This window comes from Pandoraea terrigena, from assembly GCF_902459705.1.
Classification (GTDB): Bacteria; Pseudomonadota; Gammaproteobacteria; order Burkholderiales; family Burkholderiaceae; genus Pandoraea; species Pandoraea terrigena.
The window spans coordinates 115,835-133,850 of record NZ_CABPRU010000014.1; the positions used below are offsets into that span (position 1 = coordinate 115,835).

Annotated in this window: 16 protein-coding genes; 1 reads left to right on the forward strand and 15 read right to left on the reverse strand. The window is 64.5% G+C overall.

All coding sequences use genetic code 11. The features are described 5' to 3' along the window. Position 1: 1 nt before the first annotated feature. The 15 genes from PTE31013_RS21860 to PTE31013_RS21930 form a co-directional block, all read right to left on the reverse strand. Positions 2 to 832 (reverse strand): p-hydroxycinnamoyl CoA hydratase/lyase, encoded by an 831-nt coding sequence (locus tag PTE31013_RS21860; RefSeq protein ID WP_150614742.1) that lies wholly within the window; start codon positions 830 to 832, stop codon positions 2 to 4. 141 nt (positions 833 to 973) lie between these two features. Beyond that, positions 974 to 2,116, reverse strand: a complete 1,143-nt coding sequence (locus PTE31013_RS21865) for a porin (protein WP_150614743.1) — start codon at positions 2,114 to 2,116, stop codon at positions 974 to 976. Positions 2,117 to 2,259: 143 nt separating this feature from the next. Beyond that, a complete protein-coding gene (gene mhpT, locus PTE31013_RS21870; protein WP_150614744.1) occupies positions 2,260 to 3,516 on the reverse strand; it encodes a 3-(3-hydroxy-phenyl)propionate transporter MhpT in 1,257 nt (418 codons plus the stop codon). 295 nt (positions 3,517 to 3,811) lie between these two features. Beyond that, complete coding sequence (locus PTE31013_RS21875; protein ID WP_150614745.1) at positions 3,812 to 4,372, reverse strand: MarR family winged helix-turn-helix transcriptional regulator; 561 nt, start codon at positions 4,370 to 4,372, stop codon at positions 3,812 to 3,814. A gap of 185 nt (positions 4,373 to 4,557) precedes the next feature. Next, positions 4,558 to 4,923, reverse strand: coding sequence for a response regulator (locus tag PTE31013_RS21880; RefSeq protein WP_150614746.1), 366 nt, complete (start codon positions 4,921 to 4,923; stop codon positions 4,558 to 4,560). Between the two features lie 47 nt (positions 4,924 to 4,970). Then, entirely contained in the window at positions 4,971 to 5,612 is a 642-nt protein-coding gene (locus PTE31013_RS21885; protein ID WP_150614747.1) for a chemotaxis protein CheX, read from the reverse strand. A 39-nt stretch (positions 5,613 to 5,651) separates the two neighbouring features. Beyond that, positions 5,652 to 6,221 (reverse strand): hypothetical protein, encoded by a 570-nt coding sequence (locus PTE31013_RS21890; RefSeq protein ID WP_150614748.1) that lies wholly within the window; start codon positions 6,219 to 6,221, stop codon positions 5,652 to 5,654. 16 nt (positions 6,222 to 6,237) lie between these two features. After that, positions 6,238 to 6,966, reverse strand: a complete 729-nt coding sequence (locus PTE31013_RS21895) for a methyl-accepting chemotaxis protein (protein ID WP_150614749.1) — start codon at positions 6,964 to 6,966, stop codon at positions 6,238 to 6,240. A gap of 2 nt (positions 6,967 to 6,968) precedes the next feature. Then, positions 6,969 to 9,368 carry an MCP four helix bundle domain-containing protein gene (locus PTE31013_RS21900; RefSeq protein ID WP_150614750.1) on the reverse strand — a complete coding sequence of 800 codons (2,400 nt, stop codon included), beginning with the start codon at positions 9,366 to 9,368 and terminating at the stop codon, positions 6,969 to 6,971. A gap of 310 nt (positions 9,369 to 9,678) precedes the next feature. Beyond that, the gene (locus tag PTE31013_RS21905) at positions 9,679 to 11,316 is read right to left on the reverse strand and encodes a gamma-glutamyltransferase family protein (RefSeq protein ID WP_150614751.1); all 1,638 of its coding nucleotides are present in this window, start codon (positions 11,314 to 11,316) and stop codon (positions 9,679 to 9,681) included. Between the two features lie 83 nt (positions 11,317 to 11,399). Next, positions 11,400 to 12,323, reverse strand: a complete 924-nt coding sequence (locus PTE31013_RS21910) for an ABC transporter permease (RefSeq protein ID WP_174978669.1) — start codon at positions 12,321 to 12,323, stop codon at positions 11,400 to 11,402. A 13-nt stretch (positions 12,324 to 12,336) separates the two neighbouring features. After that, on the reverse strand, positions 12,337 to 13,281 hold the full coding sequence (locus PTE31013_RS21915) for an ABC transporter permease (RefSeq protein ID WP_150614752.1): 945 nt from the start codon (positions 13,279 to 13,281) through the stop codon (positions 12,337 to 12,339). A gap of 40 nt (positions 13,282 to 13,321) precedes the next feature. After that, positions 13,322 to 14,824: an ABC transporter substrate-binding protein gene (locus PTE31013_RS21920; RefSeq protein WP_150614753.1), complete on the reverse strand. Its 1,503-nt coding sequence runs from the start codon at positions 14,822 to 14,824 to the stop codon at positions 13,322 to 13,324. 41 nt (positions 14,825 to 14,865) lie between these two features. Then, positions 14,866 to 15,963 carry an ABC transporter ATP-binding protein gene (locus PTE31013_RS21925; RefSeq protein WP_150614754.1) on the reverse strand — a complete coding sequence of 366 codons (1,098 nt, stop codon included), beginning with the start codon at positions 15,961 to 15,963 and terminating at the stop codon, positions 14,866 to 14,868. Then, the gene (locus PTE31013_RS21930) at positions 15,960 to 16,985 is read right to left on the reverse strand and encodes an ABC transporter ATP-binding protein (RefSeq protein ID WP_425495583.1); all 1,026 of its coding nucleotides are present in this window, start codon (positions 16,983 to 16,985) and stop codon (positions 15,960 to 15,962) included. Before PTE31013_RS21930 ends, PTE31013_RS21925 begins: the two co-directional genes overlap by 4 nt. A 150-nt stretch (positions 16,986 to 17,135) precedes the next feature. Between PTE31013_RS21930 and PTE31013_RS21935 the strand changes: the two genes are divergently transcribed. Next, positions 17,136 to 18,005: a LysR substrate-binding domain-containing protein gene (locus PTE31013_RS21935; protein WP_150614756.1), complete on the forward strand. Its 870-nt coding sequence runs from the start codon at positions 17,136 to 17,138 to the stop codon at positions 18,003 to 18,005. Positions 18,006 to 18,016: the final 11 nt, after the last annotated feature.

The following is an 18,016-nucleotide window of genomic DNA, read 5'->3' on the forward strand; positions in this document are numbered from 1 at the left end:
CTCAGCGCTTGTAGGCCTGCAGACCCGGCTTGATCGCCTTGTCGTCGAGGAACTGCTTCAAGCCCTGCTCGCGCCCATGTTCCGGATCGCGCAACTGGGCCTGATCGAGCTTGGCGTACAGGTAGTCTTCGCACTGCTCCCACGTCAGCTCACGCGAACGCTTGAAGCCATGCTTCGCCGCGCGCAGCACCACCGGATTCTTTTCCAGCAGCTTGGCGGCCAGTGCCAGCGTGGCATCGCGCAGTTGGGCAAGCGGCACGCTCTGATTCACCAGGCCCATGTCCGCCGCTTCCACGCCGGTGAATGTGTCACCGGTCATGATGTAATGCAGCGCGCGGCGATGTCCTACCGTATCGGCCATGGCCTTGCTCACCAGATTGCCCGGCGGAATGCCCCAGTTGATTTCCGACAGGCCAAAGACGGCCTCGTCGGCGGCGATCGCCAGGTCGCAAGCCACCAGCGGCGAGAAGCCACCACCAAAGCACCAGCCGTTGACCATCGCGATGGTCGGCTTGGCGTACATGCGCAGGCGGCGCCATTGCCAATCGGAGGCGTCGCGGCGCACGCGCTCCTGGACGACTTCGAGTCCACCGTCGATCTCGCGGAAGTATTCCTTCAGATCCATGCCCGCCGTCCACGCAGCGCCCGCGCCCGTGAGTACGACAACCCGAGCGTCGGCGTCGAGTTCGAGCGCGTCGAGCACCTGGATCATCTCGGTGTTGAGCGTCGGGCTCATCGCGTTACGTTTTTCCGGGCGATTGAAGGTGACCCAGCCAATACCGCCGTCCACCTTCACGTCGATCGTCTTCCAGCGTCCTTCGTATGCGTTCATTTTGCGTAATTTCCAGGTGTCCCGGGCAACCTGCGCCGCGCGTCGGGAGTGACGCGCGGTGTTGCCGACAGACACATTTAATATCAGGTAACCTTACATTGCAAGTGCCGCGCGTTCAGTGATAACCCTGATCTCGAGATTTCAGAAGGTATGACGCATGCCGAGCATCACGCCGGCCTGGCCCTCGCCGGCAGGCGGCGTGGTGCCGCCGCCCCCGCCGCTGACCGAATACGCTGCGTGGGCGCTGTTGAAGAGGTAGGCCACCTGCGCGTACACCGCGGTGCGCACCGAGAGCGAGTACGTGGCGCGCAGCGTGGTCATCGTGCCCCGCGTGTCGTGATCGCTGTTCACGATACGGTAGACCTCGCCGTCGACGAGCCACACCGGTGTGATGTTGTATGCCGCGCCCAGATAGAAAAGGTTCGCGTGCGTGTTGATGGCGGCGGTCGACACACGACGGCCCAGCCAGCCGCCCCCCACCTTGAGCGCCCCGTACTTGTAGTACGCACCGAGGGTGGTGCGGGTGTCCTTGTCTGCGCTGCGGGTGAATGCCGAGGTGGGCTGTCCGTCGAAGAAGTTGGCCGCCGCATTGGTGCCGCCGCGTTGCTCTTCATACGACGCGGCCACGCCGAAGTTGTTCGCGTCGTACTTGAGCATCATCGACCAATCCCGGCATTGCACCGACTGCCCCGGCACCTGTCCGGCGCAAGTGCCCTGCCCCGGCGAATTGCCCGTGCCCGCCGCGTCGCGGCCAAACGAATACCCTGCACCGAAGCTCAGCCCCTGCCAGCCGACCTGATACGTGACCGAATTGTCGGTGCGCGCGTTGGGGACGTATGCGTCGAACGAGCCCATGCCGTAGATGTCGGGGCCGAGGACATCGGATCCCAGCAGTGCGAAGTACGTCATGGTGTACTGGCGGCCGAACGACAGGGTGCCGTACGGTCCCTTCACGCCCACGAAGGCCTGACGCCCGAACAGGCGCCCGCCCTGCCCGAGATCGCCGCCACGCAGGTTGAAGCCGCTCTCGAGCTGGAAGATCGCCGCCAGCCCGCCGCCGAGGTCTTCCGTGCCGCGCAGGCCCCAGCGCGACGGAAACTCGCCGGTCACACCCGGCATGCGCCACACGGCACCGTTCACACTGGCGTGCGAGACGTACTCGATCCCGGTGTCGACGATGCCGTACAGCGTGATATTTGATTGCGCGCTAGCGATACCAGGCGCTGCCAGCGCGGCAGCCACCGCCAATGAAGCGAGCGCATGAGCGCGGTAGGGAAGTGCCATGTGAGTCTCCAAACGATAGTTGTTATAGGTGTGGGCAAACCTGGGACGGCAGACATGCGCGGTAACCGCGCAAGAAAATGCGCGACGGCGCAGCCAGGCGCCGCCCGTCGCGCGCAAGCGAAGCCGACTGGCGTGACGCCGAATCAGTCAGCCGCGCGGGGACGACGAATGAGCATGAGAGCAGCAAGGGCGGCGACGATCGTCACGGGAATGCTCGCGCCGATCACCAGGGCGGCACTGCTGCCCACAGCGAGCAACATGCCGGCTGCGAGCGGCCCGACCACCGAGCCGATGCGCCCGAAGGCCACGGCTGCCCCCACGCCCGTGCCACGCATGGCGGTCGGGTAGTAGGCAGCGGCGAGCGCGTAGAGCACCGACTGGCCGCCGATGATGAACATGCCCGCAAAAAACGCCGCCGTCGCCAGTACACCGAAGCCCTGCGCTGCGGCGAGCCCGACGAGCGAGGCGATCATGCCCAGATACATGCCGCCGATCACGAGCGACATGCGCGCGCGATCCATCAGGTAGCCGAGGGCGAGCACGCCGACGGCGCTGCCCACGTTGAAGAGAATCTGCACCCAGCCGATATCGCCGCGCGCCAGGCCGCGCGCCCCCATGAGCGACGGCAGCCAGTTGAGCAGGAAGTACAGCACGATCAACGTGCAGAAGTAGGACAGCCAGAGCTGAACCGTCGAGATGCCGCGACCTTCCGAGAACAGCACCGTCATCATCGGCGCTGGCGTGGCACGTTGGCGTTGCGAGGTCGCGGCCGCAAATGCGCGAGACTCCGGCAAACACCACGCCAGCAACGGCAAGAGCAGCAGCGGGCCGACGCCGCCTGTGTAGAAGATATGCCGCCAGTCGGCGTCGCTCACCGCCAGCATGCCGATGGTCGCGGCAATGCCGCCCCCGAGCGGAATCCCGCAATACATGATGCTCACTGCCGTGCCACGCAGGCGCGGCGCCACGGCTTCCGACGACAACGCAATCAGGTTCGGCATGGCACCGCCCAGACCGATGCCCGTCAACACGCGCACGATCACCAGCATCCAGAAGTCCGACACGAACGCCGTGGCGATCGACAACACGCCGAAGACAGCCGCCGAGAGCATCAGCACGCGCTTGCGGCCGATGCTGTCGGCCAGGCGCCCCCCCACCATCGCGCCAGGCAGCAGCCCGAAAGTGCCCGCCGAGAAGGCGAGTCCCATCTGCGCGACGCTCAGTCCGAACTCCTTGGACATACCGCGCGCCGCCACCCCGACCGATTGCAGGTCGAGGCCTTCGAGCAGCGCGACGGCAAAGCACAACGCCAGCGTGAGCGCCACCGGACTGGCCACATGCGCGGCGCCCTCCGCCCCCAACGGCAACGCTTGCGCGCTGCCCTCATGATTCGATTTCATGGTGTCTCCTGTGATCTTCTTCATGGACTTCGGTCGCCACCCTGCGCGGGCAGCACCTGATGCGCAGTCAGCCGACACCGGAGACGAAGCACGGCGAGGCGCCTCAATGAATCAGGAAACCTGATATTAAGGGCGCACGTACCGCAGGCGCGAAGATGCCGCGCGAGCCGTACATCCGCTTTCGTCCTACCGTGTCACTGGGATCCGGTCGCGCGTTTCTCTCCGGCGACGGACTCCATTTAATATCAAGCTACCTGACAATACAAGCCATCGGCAGGTCGGGACAAACCCGGGGTCAGTCGCGCAGATTGCGCACGAACATTTCGAGATGGCGTTGCACGGCCGCTGCGTCTTCGCGGCTCACATCGGCACGCATGCGCGCGTCGATCTCCTTGGCGGCGGCCTCGCATTGCGCGAGCACCCGGCGGCCTTCGTCGGTGAGTTGCAACAGCACGATGCGGCCATGATTGGGATCGGGCTCGCGGGTAATCCACTGACGTCCGGCCATGAGACTCACGACCTCGTTGGCCGACTGCGGCGTGATGAACGAGCGCTGGGCGAGTTGCGCATTGGAGAGCTTGCCGCGAGCGTCGAGCACCGAGAGCGCGGTGAACTGGGCCAGCGTCAGCCCGAGTGGGGCAAGCGCTTCGGACATGTGGCGGCGCAGCAACCGGTCGAGGCTGGCGATGACGTAGGTCAGACGCAGCTTGGTGCGACGCGGCCGGACCTCGGCCGAACCCGATGTCCCCTCGGACACGTCGGTGTCCGGCGCCGAGACGACGTTCTCGCCGTCGTTGTCGTTGGCACCTGCGGCTGCGGCTGCGGTCTGCTTCTTTTTCTGGGGGACGACGCTCATGGTGAGAAGGCGAGAATGCGCAAACGGTCTGCGTCAATGCTCGCGTAGTGCGGGAAAGTCAGCAGTGTAACGCCACCGTCGCGCGGTGGCGACGGTCTCACGGCGAGGCGAGTCGGTGGCGCGCGCGGCCCCCGGCTCGCCCGGTCGTCACAAACCGGGGGCGGCGGCACGGTTCGCGCGCGACCTCAGCCAGCGAGTCGACGGAACGTCTCGAGCACCGCGTCGCCCTTGAACGGCTTGACGATCCAGCCCTTCACACCGGCCGCCTTGCCGCGCTCCTTCATGGCCGGGCTGCTCTCGGTGGTGAGCATCACCACGTTGACGCTCTGGTTCGCGAGTTCGCCGCGAATCTTCTCGACCATCGTCAGGCCGTCCATGTTCGGCATGTTCACGTCGCTGATGATGAGCTTCACGCCCGGGCTGGCCTTGATCTTGGCCAGGCCGTCCTTGCCGTCGACGGCCGTGTCGACGTCCAGGCCATGCTTGCGCAGAAAACCCGCGACTTCGTCGCGCACGGTGCTCGAATCGTCGACCACGAGAATCTTCGACATGGTGTTGTCCTTGTATGTAAGAGGAAGTAGAGGTTCGCGCCGCGATCTCAGAACAATTCCAGCGCCCCGGTCTCGACGGGCTCGGCGCTCGCCTGCGGGGCGTCGCGGAACGCTTCCGGCGACCAATTGAGACTGAAGACGAAATGCTGGTGCAACGTCACGATCTGGCCGCTGACCGGATCGGTGAGGCGGTAGACGAAGCACAACTGCGGGTTGTCGGTGCCGAACGAGATGTACTTCTGCTTGTGATTGATGAGCAGCGGCACCTGTACCTGCGCGCGGCCAACCGCCAAAGGATCGCCCATGTAGCGGTTCTTGAACGCGCCCCAAATCAGGTTTGTCAACTCGCCGAGCATGCCGTTGAGTTCGCGAAAGCCCGCCTGGCCTTCGCAACGGCCCGTGTGTTCGAGCAGTTGCATGAACGGGACCTGTTCGGCCTGCATCATCATGTAGCCTCGGCACCAGGCGCTCTCGAGCGGAATCAGGCTGAAGACCTCGCCGAAGATGATGCGATCGCGCACCACGCCGGGCGGCTCGCAGTGTACGGCGATGTCGCCGAACAGGCCACGAAACACGCCATCGGTGATATCGATCATTCCGCGCACGAGCGCGGCGGGATACTCGTGCTCGACGCTCTCATCGAGGATCAGAAACTGGCTGACCGACTCGCGGGGGGTGCTTCGGTTCATTATCGTGATTTCCTAAGGCCTGACAAAACCATTGCAACTTCAAAACAATTCCAGTTCACCGCTGCTGTCCTGCGACTCGCTGACGTCGGCGTTGAAATCGAGCGGCGCATGCGCACAAACGCACAGCGTGACTGCCAGATGCACCGCCCCGTCGAACGTGATGTCCCACGAGGACAGGAAATTCGGTTTGAGCTGCCCGAGGTGCGGCACGCATCGCGCGCTCAGCACGTAGGGCGTCGACATGCCCAGATCGGGAAAGTAGTTGAGCAACTCTTGATTGATCGCCCCACAGCACAGATTGCCCAGCTCGAGGAACACCTCGCGAAACGGCTTGTCGCGATCGTCACCCGCGAAATACGCCGCGGTCGCGTCGTCCTCGTCGAAGTGCAGCACCAGCAGCATGCGAAAGCCGATGGACGAAATCGTGAACACCACCACGTTGGCGTGCCGTGCCGCCAGGTCGACTTCGATGTCCGTCGGCGCCGCATCGGCCTGGCGCACCGAAAGCGGCACGATTTCGCACGCGGCGTGTGCCGAGCGAGTGAGCCGGGTGCGTGCGGCTTTATGAAGAATGCGTTCGAAACTGTCGCGTGCGTGAGCGCTGATCACAACGAAACCTGCTGGCTTAGTGAAGACGGGAATGCAACTGTTGCGCGAGCGCTTCAACGCTCGAGAGCGATGCCGCGATCATCTTGCCGCCCGCCTGGATGTCCTGGAACGTCGCCGTCGTCGTCACGTCGTTGCGATGCAGGCTATCGCGATAGCTCTTCGACAGTGCTTCGGAGCGCGTGGCGAGCTCGCGCACTTCGCTGGCGACAATGCCGAAGCCGCGGCCAGCCGAACCCGCGCGTGCCGCTTCGATGGACGCATTGAGCGACACAATCAACACATGGCGGACAATCGACGACAGTTCGTGATTCTTCGCGTGCATGTCCTGGTTCTGCGTCATGAGCGAGATCATCTGCTCGTGCCAGCGCTCGAAGGTTGCGGCCAGTCCGCGCAGACGCGCGGCCTCGCCGGCAATGCGTTCGGCCTCGGCCTGCCAGTGCCCCTTCGCCTCCAGCACGGCGGCCTCGGACTTGCGCGCCGCTTCCCGATCCTGTTCGGCTTGCGCCAGGTGCGCCTGCTGCACGGCGAGCGCTTCGTCGTGCGCTTTCCTCTGTACGTCGAGGCTGCCGATCGCCAGGCGCTCGCGTTCGAGCGCCTGCGTCAGCGCCTCGTCATGGGCCTCGGTCAGCGCCCGCCAGTGCGCCGTGGCCCGCGCCATACGCCAGCGGTGCGCAACGAACGCCACGACGCCCGCGCCGATCACGCCGGCCAGTCCACCTGCCAAAAGCCATTGCACGGTGTTCATGCTCAAACTGTCTCCGAAAGCGACGCGTCGGCATCCAGAGCCGGTCTATCGGCGACATCCGCAGCCACGCTGTTCAGATCGAAACCGTCGACCACAAAGGTGTCTGGCAGACACACCACTGTCTGGAACTGCCGGAACTCGGCGCCCTTGTGCTCATCGGTGAAGCGCAGTTCGATGCGGCCGTGTTCGCGACGGACGAAGTCTTGCACCGCATCCATGCCCACACCACGCCCCGACACCTCGGTGACCTGTGCCGCGGTCGAGAACCCCGGGCGGAAGATGAACTGGGCGATCTGCTCGTCCGTCACGTAGGTCTCGGCGGTGATCCAGCCACGCTGCACGGCGATGTTGCGAATACGATGCAGCGCCAGCCCACGGCCGTCATCGGTGAGCGTGACTTGCAGCATGTTGTGATCAAGACCGACTTCGATACCGATGGTGCCCGCCTCCGGCTTGCCCTTCGCACGACGCTCGTCCGCGCCCTCCAGCCCGTGATCCATCGAGTTTCGCAGCAGGTGCATGAATACGTCGCGCAGGATTGGCACGGCGGGCGAGCGCAGGCGATAGCCGTTGTCGTCGATGCGCACGGCCGGTGCCGGTTTGCCGAGTTCGCCCGCCAGCGACGGCAGCGAGTCGAGCACACCGCCCAGCGCTTCGCCCACGCCCTCGGTACCCAGCAGGCGAAGGGTCTGATGCACGGCGTCTCGCATGGCCACCAGTTGATGCAGATCGTTCGGATCGGCTGCTTCGAGCATGCGCAGGCTCGCGCGGATGTGGGCGCGCTCTACCACCATCGACGGGTCGTCCGCCGTCCTGCCCGGGCCTTTGCGGCCGAGACTCATCTCGTTGATGTGCGCGTAGGTGTCGACGGCTTCGCGCACACGCTCGAGTTCGCTCATCAGGCCATCCTGATCCCACAGGCGCGCGACGTCCGGCTGGCGCAGCTCGTGATAACGCTGCTCCGTCTCGTGCACGACGTTCGTCAGGTACTGCAGGTTGTACGTGCGTGCATTGCCCTTGATGGTGTGCATGTTGCGAAACAGCGCGGCAATGGCCGCGCTGTCGGCCTGCGAGTGCTTGCGGATAATGCGCTCGTTCTCGCGGATGAAGCCGGTCGAACTTTCGATGAAGTGATGGAACTTCTCCTGGCTCACCGACAGAATCTCGCCGATCATCTCCAGCCGCTGCTTCTGCTCGCTGGCCTCCGCGGCGAGTTCGCGCAGCTCCGTCACGTCGCGCACACACAGCATGAGGCGCAGGATCGTGTCGCTCTCATCGGTGATCGCCGACCACGTCAGATCGAGTTGCTTGATGCGCCCATCCGGCATGCGTTTTCCAATCTCGCCCACCAGCAGGTGTTCGTTGAAAGCAAAATTGATGGCATCCTGGCCAATGCAGGCGTCGACGGAGGCTCCGACCTGCGAGAGCGCATCCGCGCCCAGATCGCTGTCGCCGAACACCAGTTCCATGACGGGGCGCCCGGCGATGTCCTGCGTCTCGAAGATCGCTTCGAGATAGGCCGAATATTCGCCATGCACTCGCGCGCCGTCGACCACGGTCAAAATGCCCTGCTGCATGTTCTGCAACATCGCCTGAATGTCGGCCGTCTTCTGCTTGAGCTGCACCGAGCGTTCCTGAATCTTCTCGATCATGCCGTTGAACGCTACGATCGAGTGCCCGATTTCATCCATGCGACCGACCGGCACGCGACGGGTGAAGTCCTGGCTGTTCGCGATCTCGCTCATCATCGCCTGCATGCGCGAGAGCGGACGCGTGATCTGCCGGTACAACAACGCGCCGATGGCCGTGAGCAGCACGATCGCCAGCCCGGTCACGATGCCGATGGCCGTCGTGGTGGTCGAGAGCGTGTCGTTGAGCGTGGCGATGGCCGAGTCCTGCTGGCGGGTCTTCTCGACGCGCAGCGTATTGACCACCCCTTCGAGTTCGTCGCGATACTGCGCGACCATCGCGAAGAGGAACGCCTGCGCCATCTCGGTCTTGCCCGCCTGCTTGAGCTTGGCGGTGTCGTTGATGGCGTTGAAGTAGTTCTCGACGCTCTCGCGGGCCTGGGTCACCAATCCCTTCTGCGCAACGCTCGCCGCGCCGTCGGCCTGGCGGGTCAGCGACTGATCGATATCGCCGCGCAGCGTCTTGAGTGTGGCGAGTGCCTGTTGGACGACGGTGTCGTCCTGCGCGTAGACCAGCGTCATCGTGGCGATCTGCACCGCCTTGACTTGCGAGACGAGATCGGCGGAAGCGAGTGCACTCGGCACCACCCCTTCCGTCACCTGCCGTACCTTGTGAGCGCTGGCGCGGGTCTGGTAGACCGCGTAACCACCGATGATCGAGAGCGCGACAAACGTCAGGATCACCAATAGCGTAATTCGATGACGGATCGTCATGGCGTCATTTCCCCGGGTCGCACCGGCCCCCGGTGCCACGCGTGATTCGACGCAGTAGATCGGTTGCCGAATTAGTTGGTATAGGCTTCGTGCGACGTGATTATTGCCGGTGGACTGTGACGATTCGATGAATCAACGGAAACTTAATGTGCTCCGCACTCCGCAATTCCATGTAGGAATCCGAGATGAGTAAGCACACACAAACACCGCTTTTCGATGCGTTTCGGCGTACGCAACGCCCCATGAAAACAGCGCCGGCGCGCGGTGCAATACACACCGCGCCACCGGCGTTGCTGGCAAGACCGCTGGCTCAGTAGCCGGCGGCGAGACCGTCGCGACGACTATCGCTTGCGGCAACGTAGCCGCGCTCCGGATCGTTGCGATCCAGACGCCAGATATACTGACCCGAGCCGAAGTCCATGTACGGGTCGTCGATGGACTTCAACGAGTGGCCCATGGCGACCAGTCCGGCCACCGTCTCGCGGTCGAGCGTCGATTCGATGTCCACGGTGAAGTCGCGGTTGACCTTCCAGCGCGGTGCGTCGCAGGCCGCCTGGGGCTGCTGCCCGTAGTCGATCATCCGCACGATCGATTGCAGGTGGCCTTGCGGCTGCATATCGCCGCCCATCACACCGAAGCTCATCACGGCCTCGTGCTTGCCGTCGACCTTCTGCGTGAGGAACGCCGGAATGATGGTGTGGAATGGCCGCTTTCCGCCCTCCACCACATTGGCCGACTTCGGATCCATGGAGAAGCCATAGCCCCGGTTTTGCAGCGCGATGCCCAGGTCGGGCACCACCACGCCTGAGCCGAATCCCATGTAGTTCGACTGGATGAAGCTCACCATCATGCCCTGCTCGTCGGCGGCCGACAGGTAGATCGTGCCACCGGCCTTCGGCATGCCGAAGTCGAATTGCGAGGCACGCCCGGGGTCGATGAGCTTCGCGCGCGCGGTCAGGTAGGCGTCGTCGAGCATCTGCTCGGGGGTCACTTCCATCGAACGCGGATCGGCGACGTATTTGTACAGATCGGCGAACGCAAGCTTCATCGCCTCGATCTGCAAATGTTGCGAATGCACGCGATCGACCGCCATTCGCGATAGATCGAATTTTTCCAGGATGCCCAGCGCCATGAGCGCGGCGATGCCCTGCCCGTTCGGCGGAATCTCGTGCACGGTGTACCCGCGATAATCCTTCTCGATGGGCTTGACCCAGTCGGCGCGGTAATTACGCAGATCGTCGGTCGTCATCGCCCCGCCATGCTGCGCCGACCATTCGGCGATGCGCTGGGCGATCTCGCCTTCGTAGTACGCGCGCGGACCTTCCTTGGCGAGCAGGCGCAAGGTGCGCGCATGGCCCGGCATGCGGATCATTTCGCTCGTGGTCGGCGCACGGCCGTGCGGCATGAAGGTCTGCGCGTAACCGGGAAAGTCCTTGAGTTCGGGCACCGCCGCCGCCCATTTGCGTGCGACGATATGCGCCACGGCGTGTCCACGCTCGGCGATCTCGATCGCCGGCGCCATCAGATCCGCGAACGGCAGCTTGCCGAACTTCGCATGCAACGCCTCCCAGCCCGCGATCACGCCCGGCACGGTCACGGTGTCGAGACCGCGCATCGGCTGCTTGGCGATACCATGCTGCTCGCCGTATTTCTTGCGGAAGTAGTCGACGTTCCACGCCGCCGGTGCCACCCCCGAAGCGTTCAGGCCGTGTAGTTCCTTGCCGTCCCAGATCAACGCGAAGCAATCGCCGCCCAGGCCGTTGGAGACCGGCTCGACGATCGTCATGCAGGCGGCGGCGGCAATCGCGGCGTCGACGGCATTGCCGCCCTGCCACAGCATGCGCAACCCGGCCTGGGCGGCCAGCGGATGCGACGTCGACACGATGTTGCGGGCGAACACCGGCATGCGCGGCGTCGGGTACGGATTCTGCCAATTGAAGTGCGTCATGGGACTGGCTGATAGCTCTGTAACGAATGATGAAATAGGCCTGCCGGGCCGCAGGGCTGACGAGGCTCGTCTCTCGCGCCGCGTTATTGCTCGCGCGGGTCGAGCGCGTCGCGCAAACCGTCACCCAGCAGGTTGAAACCGAGTACCGTCAGGAAAATGGCGATACCGGGGAAAATGGACATCCAGGGCGCCTGGTCGACGAAGTCCTTGGCCGTGTTGAGCATCGAGCCCCACGACGGCGACGGCGGCAACTGCCCCAGCCCCAGGAACGACAGGCTTGCCTCCGCGATGATCGCGGTGGCCACCGTCAGGCTCGCCTGCACGATGATCGGCGGCAGCACATTGGGCAGGATGTAGCGCACGATGATGCGTGCGTCCGTCAGTCCGATGGCTCGCGCGCCCTCCACATACTCTTCCGCCTTGACGGTCAGCGCCTGCGCGCGGGCGAGCCGCACGAAACGCGGCATGGCCGACACGCCGATGGCGATCATCGCATTCGTCAGGCTCGCACCGAGGAACGCCGCCATCGCAATCGCGAGAATCAGGAACGGGATGGAGAGCAGCGCGTCGGCCAGGCGCGAGACGATGGCATCGACCCATCGGCCGAAGTACCCTGCGAGCAAGCCAAGCGGTACGCCAACGATCACCGCGATGCCCACGGACACCACGCCCGCCGCGAGCGAGGCACGCGCGCCGAAGATCATGCGCGCGAGCACGTCGCGGCCCAGCTCGTCCGTGCCGAACCAGTGCAGCGCGCTCGGTGCCTGACGCACCGTCATGAAGCTCGTGGCGATCGGATCGTACGGCGACAGCCACGGGGCGAACAGCGCGACGATCACGGCGAACGCCACGATGATGGCTCCCACGACCGCCGCCCGGTTACGTGCGAACTTGCGCAGCCCGCGATGGCGACGGCGCGGCAACCGTTCGGGGCTGGCTATGGCCGTGGCGGGACGGCCCCCGTCGGACGTCGGCGATGCGGTAGAAGTCGTGGGCAATGCGGCCATGTTCGAAGAGATCTCAGGCGCGACGCAGGCGCGGGTTGAGCAAGACGTAGAGCACGTCGGCCAGGAGGTTGAGCACGATGAAGCTGACGGCCGTCACCAGGACCACGCCCTGGACCACCGCATAATCACGATTGAACACCGCATCGACCACCAGCTTGCCGAAGCCCGGGATCGTGAAAACCTGTTCCGTGAGCACCGCGCCCGCGAGCAGTTCGCCAAAGAGCAGCGCGAGCACCGTCACAATGGGAATCAGGGCATTGCGCAGCGCATGCTTGAGCACCACGGTGCCGCGCAACAGCCCCTTGGCGCGCGCCGTGCGAATGTAGTCGGTGCGCAGCACGCCGAGCATGGCGCTGCGCGTGTGGCGCATCAACTGCGCTCCCAGCGCCGCCCCGAGCACGAACGCGGGCATGACCATCGTCTTGAAGCTCATCCACAGGTCTTCGCCGGGCGACACATAGCCCGACGACGGCAGCAAATGCCAACGTACCGAAACCAGGAAGATCAGCAGGATGCCGAGCCAGAAGTTCGGGATCGACATGCCCGACAGGGCCAGCACGTTCGCGCCGTAATCGACGGCCTTGCCTCGGTTGGCCGCCGACAGAATGCCCAGCGGAATACCGATGCCGATGGCAATCACCAGCCCGAACATCGCCAGTTGCAGCGTGACAGGCAACTTCTGCGCGATGAGTGTCGTCACCGGTTCGCCCGTGCGCAGCGAGTTGCCGAGGTTGCCGCGCAGCACGTCGCCCATCCAGAGCGCGTACTGCGTGGGTAGCGGCTTGTCGAGGTGATACTTCTCGCGCAGCGCGGCGATGACCTGCGGGTTCTGATCCTCGCCAGCCATCGCGAGCACGGGATCGCCGGGCAACATCTTCTGCAGCCCGAAGATCATCATCGACACGATGATGAGCGTGGGTATCGCGACCAACACACGATGGATGACGAGGCGAAGCATGACGGCTCCTGTGTCCCTGGTGATACCGGGCAAGCCCGGATTAGCCCTTGAGGCTCACGCCACGCAGACGGATCAGCCCGTCCGGATACGCGACGAATCCCTGCACCTTCTTGCTGAGCACGTACGGCCACGGCTGCACATACAGATAGAGGATGGGATTCTCCTCGGACAGGATCTTGCCGGCCGCGTCGTAGAGCGGCTTGCGCTCCGCCACGCTGGATTTCACACGCGCCTCGTTGAGCAGCTTGTCGACCTCGGCATTGCAGTACTGGCCATAGTTCAGGTTGCCCTTGCACGTGACGAACTGATGCAGGTTGCCGTCCGGATCCACACGTCCCGACCAGCCGTTGTAGAGCACGTCGAAGTCGCCGCGATGGGCGGCGTCAAGCGCCGCCGCATAATCCATCGGCCGCAATTTCAGTTCAATGCCCGCCTCGGCGAGCATTGCCTGCAGCATCTGCGCCATCTGGTTGGAGACCGTGTTGTTGCCGAAGCTCAGCGTCACGTTGACCTTCTCGAAGCCTGCCGCTTTCAACAGCGCTTTCGCCTTGACGACATCGCGCTTGGTCGTCTTGATCGACGCGTCGTAGTACTGGCCCGAACGCGGCAATGCCTGGTTGGCCGGGGTGAAGATGCCGCCGCCGATCACGTGGTTGATAGCGTCGCGATCGATTGCCAGATCGAACGCCTGCCGCACGCGCTTGTCGCGCAACGCCTTGGGTGCGTTGGCCGCCACGTTGAACGTCAGGCCGTAGTAACCCAGCCCGTCGATGGAGACAAAGTTCAGGTTCGCATCGCGCTTGACCGAGGCCACGTCCGACGGCGCGAGGCGCTCGAGCATGTCGAGCGAGCCCGAGCGCACGTTGGCCAGGCGCACCGTCGTGTCGGGAATCGGCAGGAACACAACCTTCTGTATCGGATACTTGTTCGCATCCCAGTAGCCCGGGAATTTTTCCAGTACCACGCGATCGTTCTGCACACGCTGCACGAACTTGTAAGGGCCGGAGCACACGGGGTGAGACTGCACGGCGGCATCGTCGCTCAGGGTCTTGGGCGCAAGCATCATGCCCGCGCGGTCCGACAGCGCGGCGAGCAACGCGGAATCCGGCGCCTTGAGCACGATGTTGACGGTGGCGTCGTCCACGACGTCGACGTGATCGATGGACGACAGCTCGCTCTTGCGATTGCTCGCTGGCAGGCTTCGCGCACGGTCTAGGTTTGCCTTGACGGCGCGCGCATCGAACGGCTCGTCATCGTGGAACTTCACCCCATGACGCAGCTTGAACGTCCAGGTCTTGCCGTCGGCACTCACACTCCACGAAGTGGCGAGCATCGGCACGAATTTCAGATTGGTGTCGATATCGACGAGCGAGCTGCACAGCGAGCGCAGCACCATGCGGTCGACGACCTGCGAACTGCGTGCAGGATCGAGCGACCCGATGTCCTCCTGCAAGCCGATGCGAAGGGTCGATTGCGCCATCGCAGCGGCTGTGCCGGTCGCCAATGACGCCGCCAGAACAAGATCGAGCAGAACTTTTCGCATGCGTGAGACCTCTTGTGGAAGATGGTGTGGAGAAAGTGTTGTTATGCGCCAATGACTGCATCGGCCCGGGCCTGGCGCGCGCGATACAGCGCAAGGCGCGCGCTCAGGGTTTCGCTGGGCGGCGCGGCGCGCGCGGGACTCGCCCCGGCGTTCTGGATCTCGCGCCAGAAATGACAGGCGACTTGCCGGCCGTCGGGCAGCACTTCGTCGACCGGCTTCTGCTCGCGGCAAGCGGCGCGCGCATGCGGGCAACGCGGATGGAAGCGACAGCCGGGCGGCGGCGCGGTCGGGCTGGGCAATTCGCCGCCGAGCGGCGCGCGCTCGCGCCGCAGGTGCGGACCGCTCGCCGGGATCGCCTGCAGCAACGCCTGCGTGTAGGGGTGCAGCGGCATGTCGAAAAGCGCGTCGGCACTGGCCAGCTCGACAATTTCCCCCAGATACATCACCGCCACGCGGTCGCTCATGTGGCGGATCACCGCCAGGTCGTGGGCCACCATGATGAGCGTCAGGCCGAAGTCGTGCTTGAGGCGTTCGAGCAGATTGATGACCTGGGCTTGCACGGAGACATCGAGCGCCGAGACCGGCTCGTCGCCGACGATCACTCGCGGCTCTCCCGCGAGGGCTCGCGCAATGCCGATGCGCTGGCGCTGACCGCCGGAGAATTCATGCGGGAAGCGTTGCGCGTAATCAGGTTGCAGACCGACCGTGCGCAGCAGCTCGGCCACGCGCTCGTCGCGGGCACGGCCTCGCGCGAGGCCGTGCAACGCGATCGGCTCGCCAATCAGTCCACCCACGGTCATGCTCGGGTTGAGCGACGCGAACGGGTCCTGGAAGATAATCTGGAGTTCGCGCCGCAGCCGACGCATGGCGCTCGCGCCAAGCGTCATGATGTCCTCGCCCTGGTAGCGCACTTCGCCGCGCGTGGCATCGAGCAGGCGCAGCAGCAGTCGTCCCAGCGTGGATTTTCCGCAACCGGATTCGCCCACGATCGCGAACGTCTCACCCGCCTGCACGGCAAACGACACGCCGTTGACGGCATACACCGTGGGCGCACGGGAAAAGCCGACGCGATGACCGCCGAAGTGCTTGGTCAGGTCGCGCACGTCCAGCAGCGGGAGCGGTGAGGATGGAGCGCTCATAGGGCGACCTCTTCCATTGGGAACGCGGGCGGCGTCAGGGATTCAACCGGCGCCAGCCAGCAGGCCACGCGATGCTTGCCCGAGAGCGTGCGCTCGACAGGCGCTTCACGTGTGCAACGCGCTTCGGCAAACGGGCAGCGCGGCGCAAAACGGCAACCAGCGGGCATGCGCTCCGGCGACGGCACCGCACCGCGAATGGTCGCGAGCGTACCCTCGCGTTTGCCAATCGAGGGAATCGCGCCCATCAGCCCGATGGTGTAGGGATGCTGCGGATCGTCGAAGATCTCATTGACCGTGCCGTATTCCACGATGCGCCCCGCGTACATCACCGCGACATCGTCGGCGACTTCGGCAACCACGCCCAGGTCGTGCGTAATGAGCACCACGGCGGTACCCGTTTCGCGCTGCAAGGTCTGAATGAGGGTCAGCACCTGCGCCTGGATCGTGACATCGAGCGCGGTGGTCGGCTCGTCGGCGATGAGCAGCGCGGGCCGATTGGCAAGCGCCATCGCAATCATCACGCGCTGACGCATGCCACCGGAGAGTTCATGCGCATAGTTGTCGAGCCGGGTCTCGGGTGCAGGGATACGCACCCGCTTGAGCATCTCGAGCGCCTCCGCGCGTGCGGCGCGGCGATCCAGCCCGCGATGGCGCCGAATGCCTTCCTCGATCTGATGACCAATGGTGAACGCGGGATTCAGCGAGGTCATTGGCTCCTGGAAGATCATGGCGAGACGATTGCCGCGCAGGTCGGCAAAGTCGCGCTCACCCAGCGCCAGCAGATCCCGGCCTTCGAACCGCGCGCGCCCCGCCACGACATTGGCGGGCGGGCTTGGCAGCAACCCCATGAGGGCGAGCGACGTCACGCTCTTGCCGCATCCCGATTCGCCGACGATGCACAGCGTCTTGCCGGGATGCACGGCAAACGAGACGCCGTCGATCAGATTCGGCGCGTCGGGTGCTTTGGAGAACTTCAGCGACAGTCCGGTGACATCGAGCACCGGCCCAGCGTCTGCGGGCATGGTCATTGGCGCGTTGTGTAGGTCGGTCTTCCTGCCCTCGGTCCCGGCATGCCGGTCGCGAGGGATGTGCGTGACACGATTATGTCTTCCGCGCACGCAAAAGAAATATTAATATTTCTTTTTCATTCGTAAATTATTCTTAATCACTCAATGCTTACGCTGCGCATGTTGAAGACGTTCCGGTTGGTGGCACAAACCGGCTCGTTCGCCGCGGCCGCCGAGCGTGCCGCGCTGACGCAGGCAGCCGTCAGTCTGCAGATGCGCGGCCTCGAAGACGCCGTCGGTCAGCGGTTGTTCGACCGGCGGGGTCGGCAGATCACGCTCACGCGTCAGGGACGCGATCTGTTTCCGCGTGTCGAGCAGATCCTGGCGCTCACTGCGGAACTCAGCGCCACCTCCGCTGACGCCATGCAGGGCCCGGTCACGATCGGCGCCGTGGTGTCGGTCATCGGGGCACTGTCGCTGGTCGTGGCGGAACTGAAGACCGCGCACCCGCGGCTCGATGTGCGGCTCACATCGGCACGCTCGAACGAACTCACCGATCTGGTCGAACAAGGCGACGTCGATATTGCCGCCGTAGTGGCGCGCGCCGACGATGCACGCGTCGACGGACTGGTATGGACGCCCCTTTATACCGAGCCGATGGTCATGGTCGTGAATCGCGACATTACCGAATCCGACCCGCAGCGCATCCTCGACGAACACGCGTTCCTGCGCTTCGACCGGCGCGTTCGCACCGGCATGGTGGTCGAGCAGGCGTTACACGCGGCGAAACTCAGTGTGACCGAATACCTGGAACTGAACTCCATCGAGACAATCGTCGCGCTCGTGCGCAAGAACGTCGGCGTGTCCGTACTGCCGCAGTTGCATCGCGGCGACTGGCAATCAGACCCGCTATTGCGCATCGTGACGATTGCCGACCCACCCTTGCTGCGCACGGTCGGCATGATTCATCGCGAGCACGACTCGCGCACGCACGACATCACGGCCGCCATCGCCGGCATGTTGCACGGTGTGTGAGGGGACGAGGT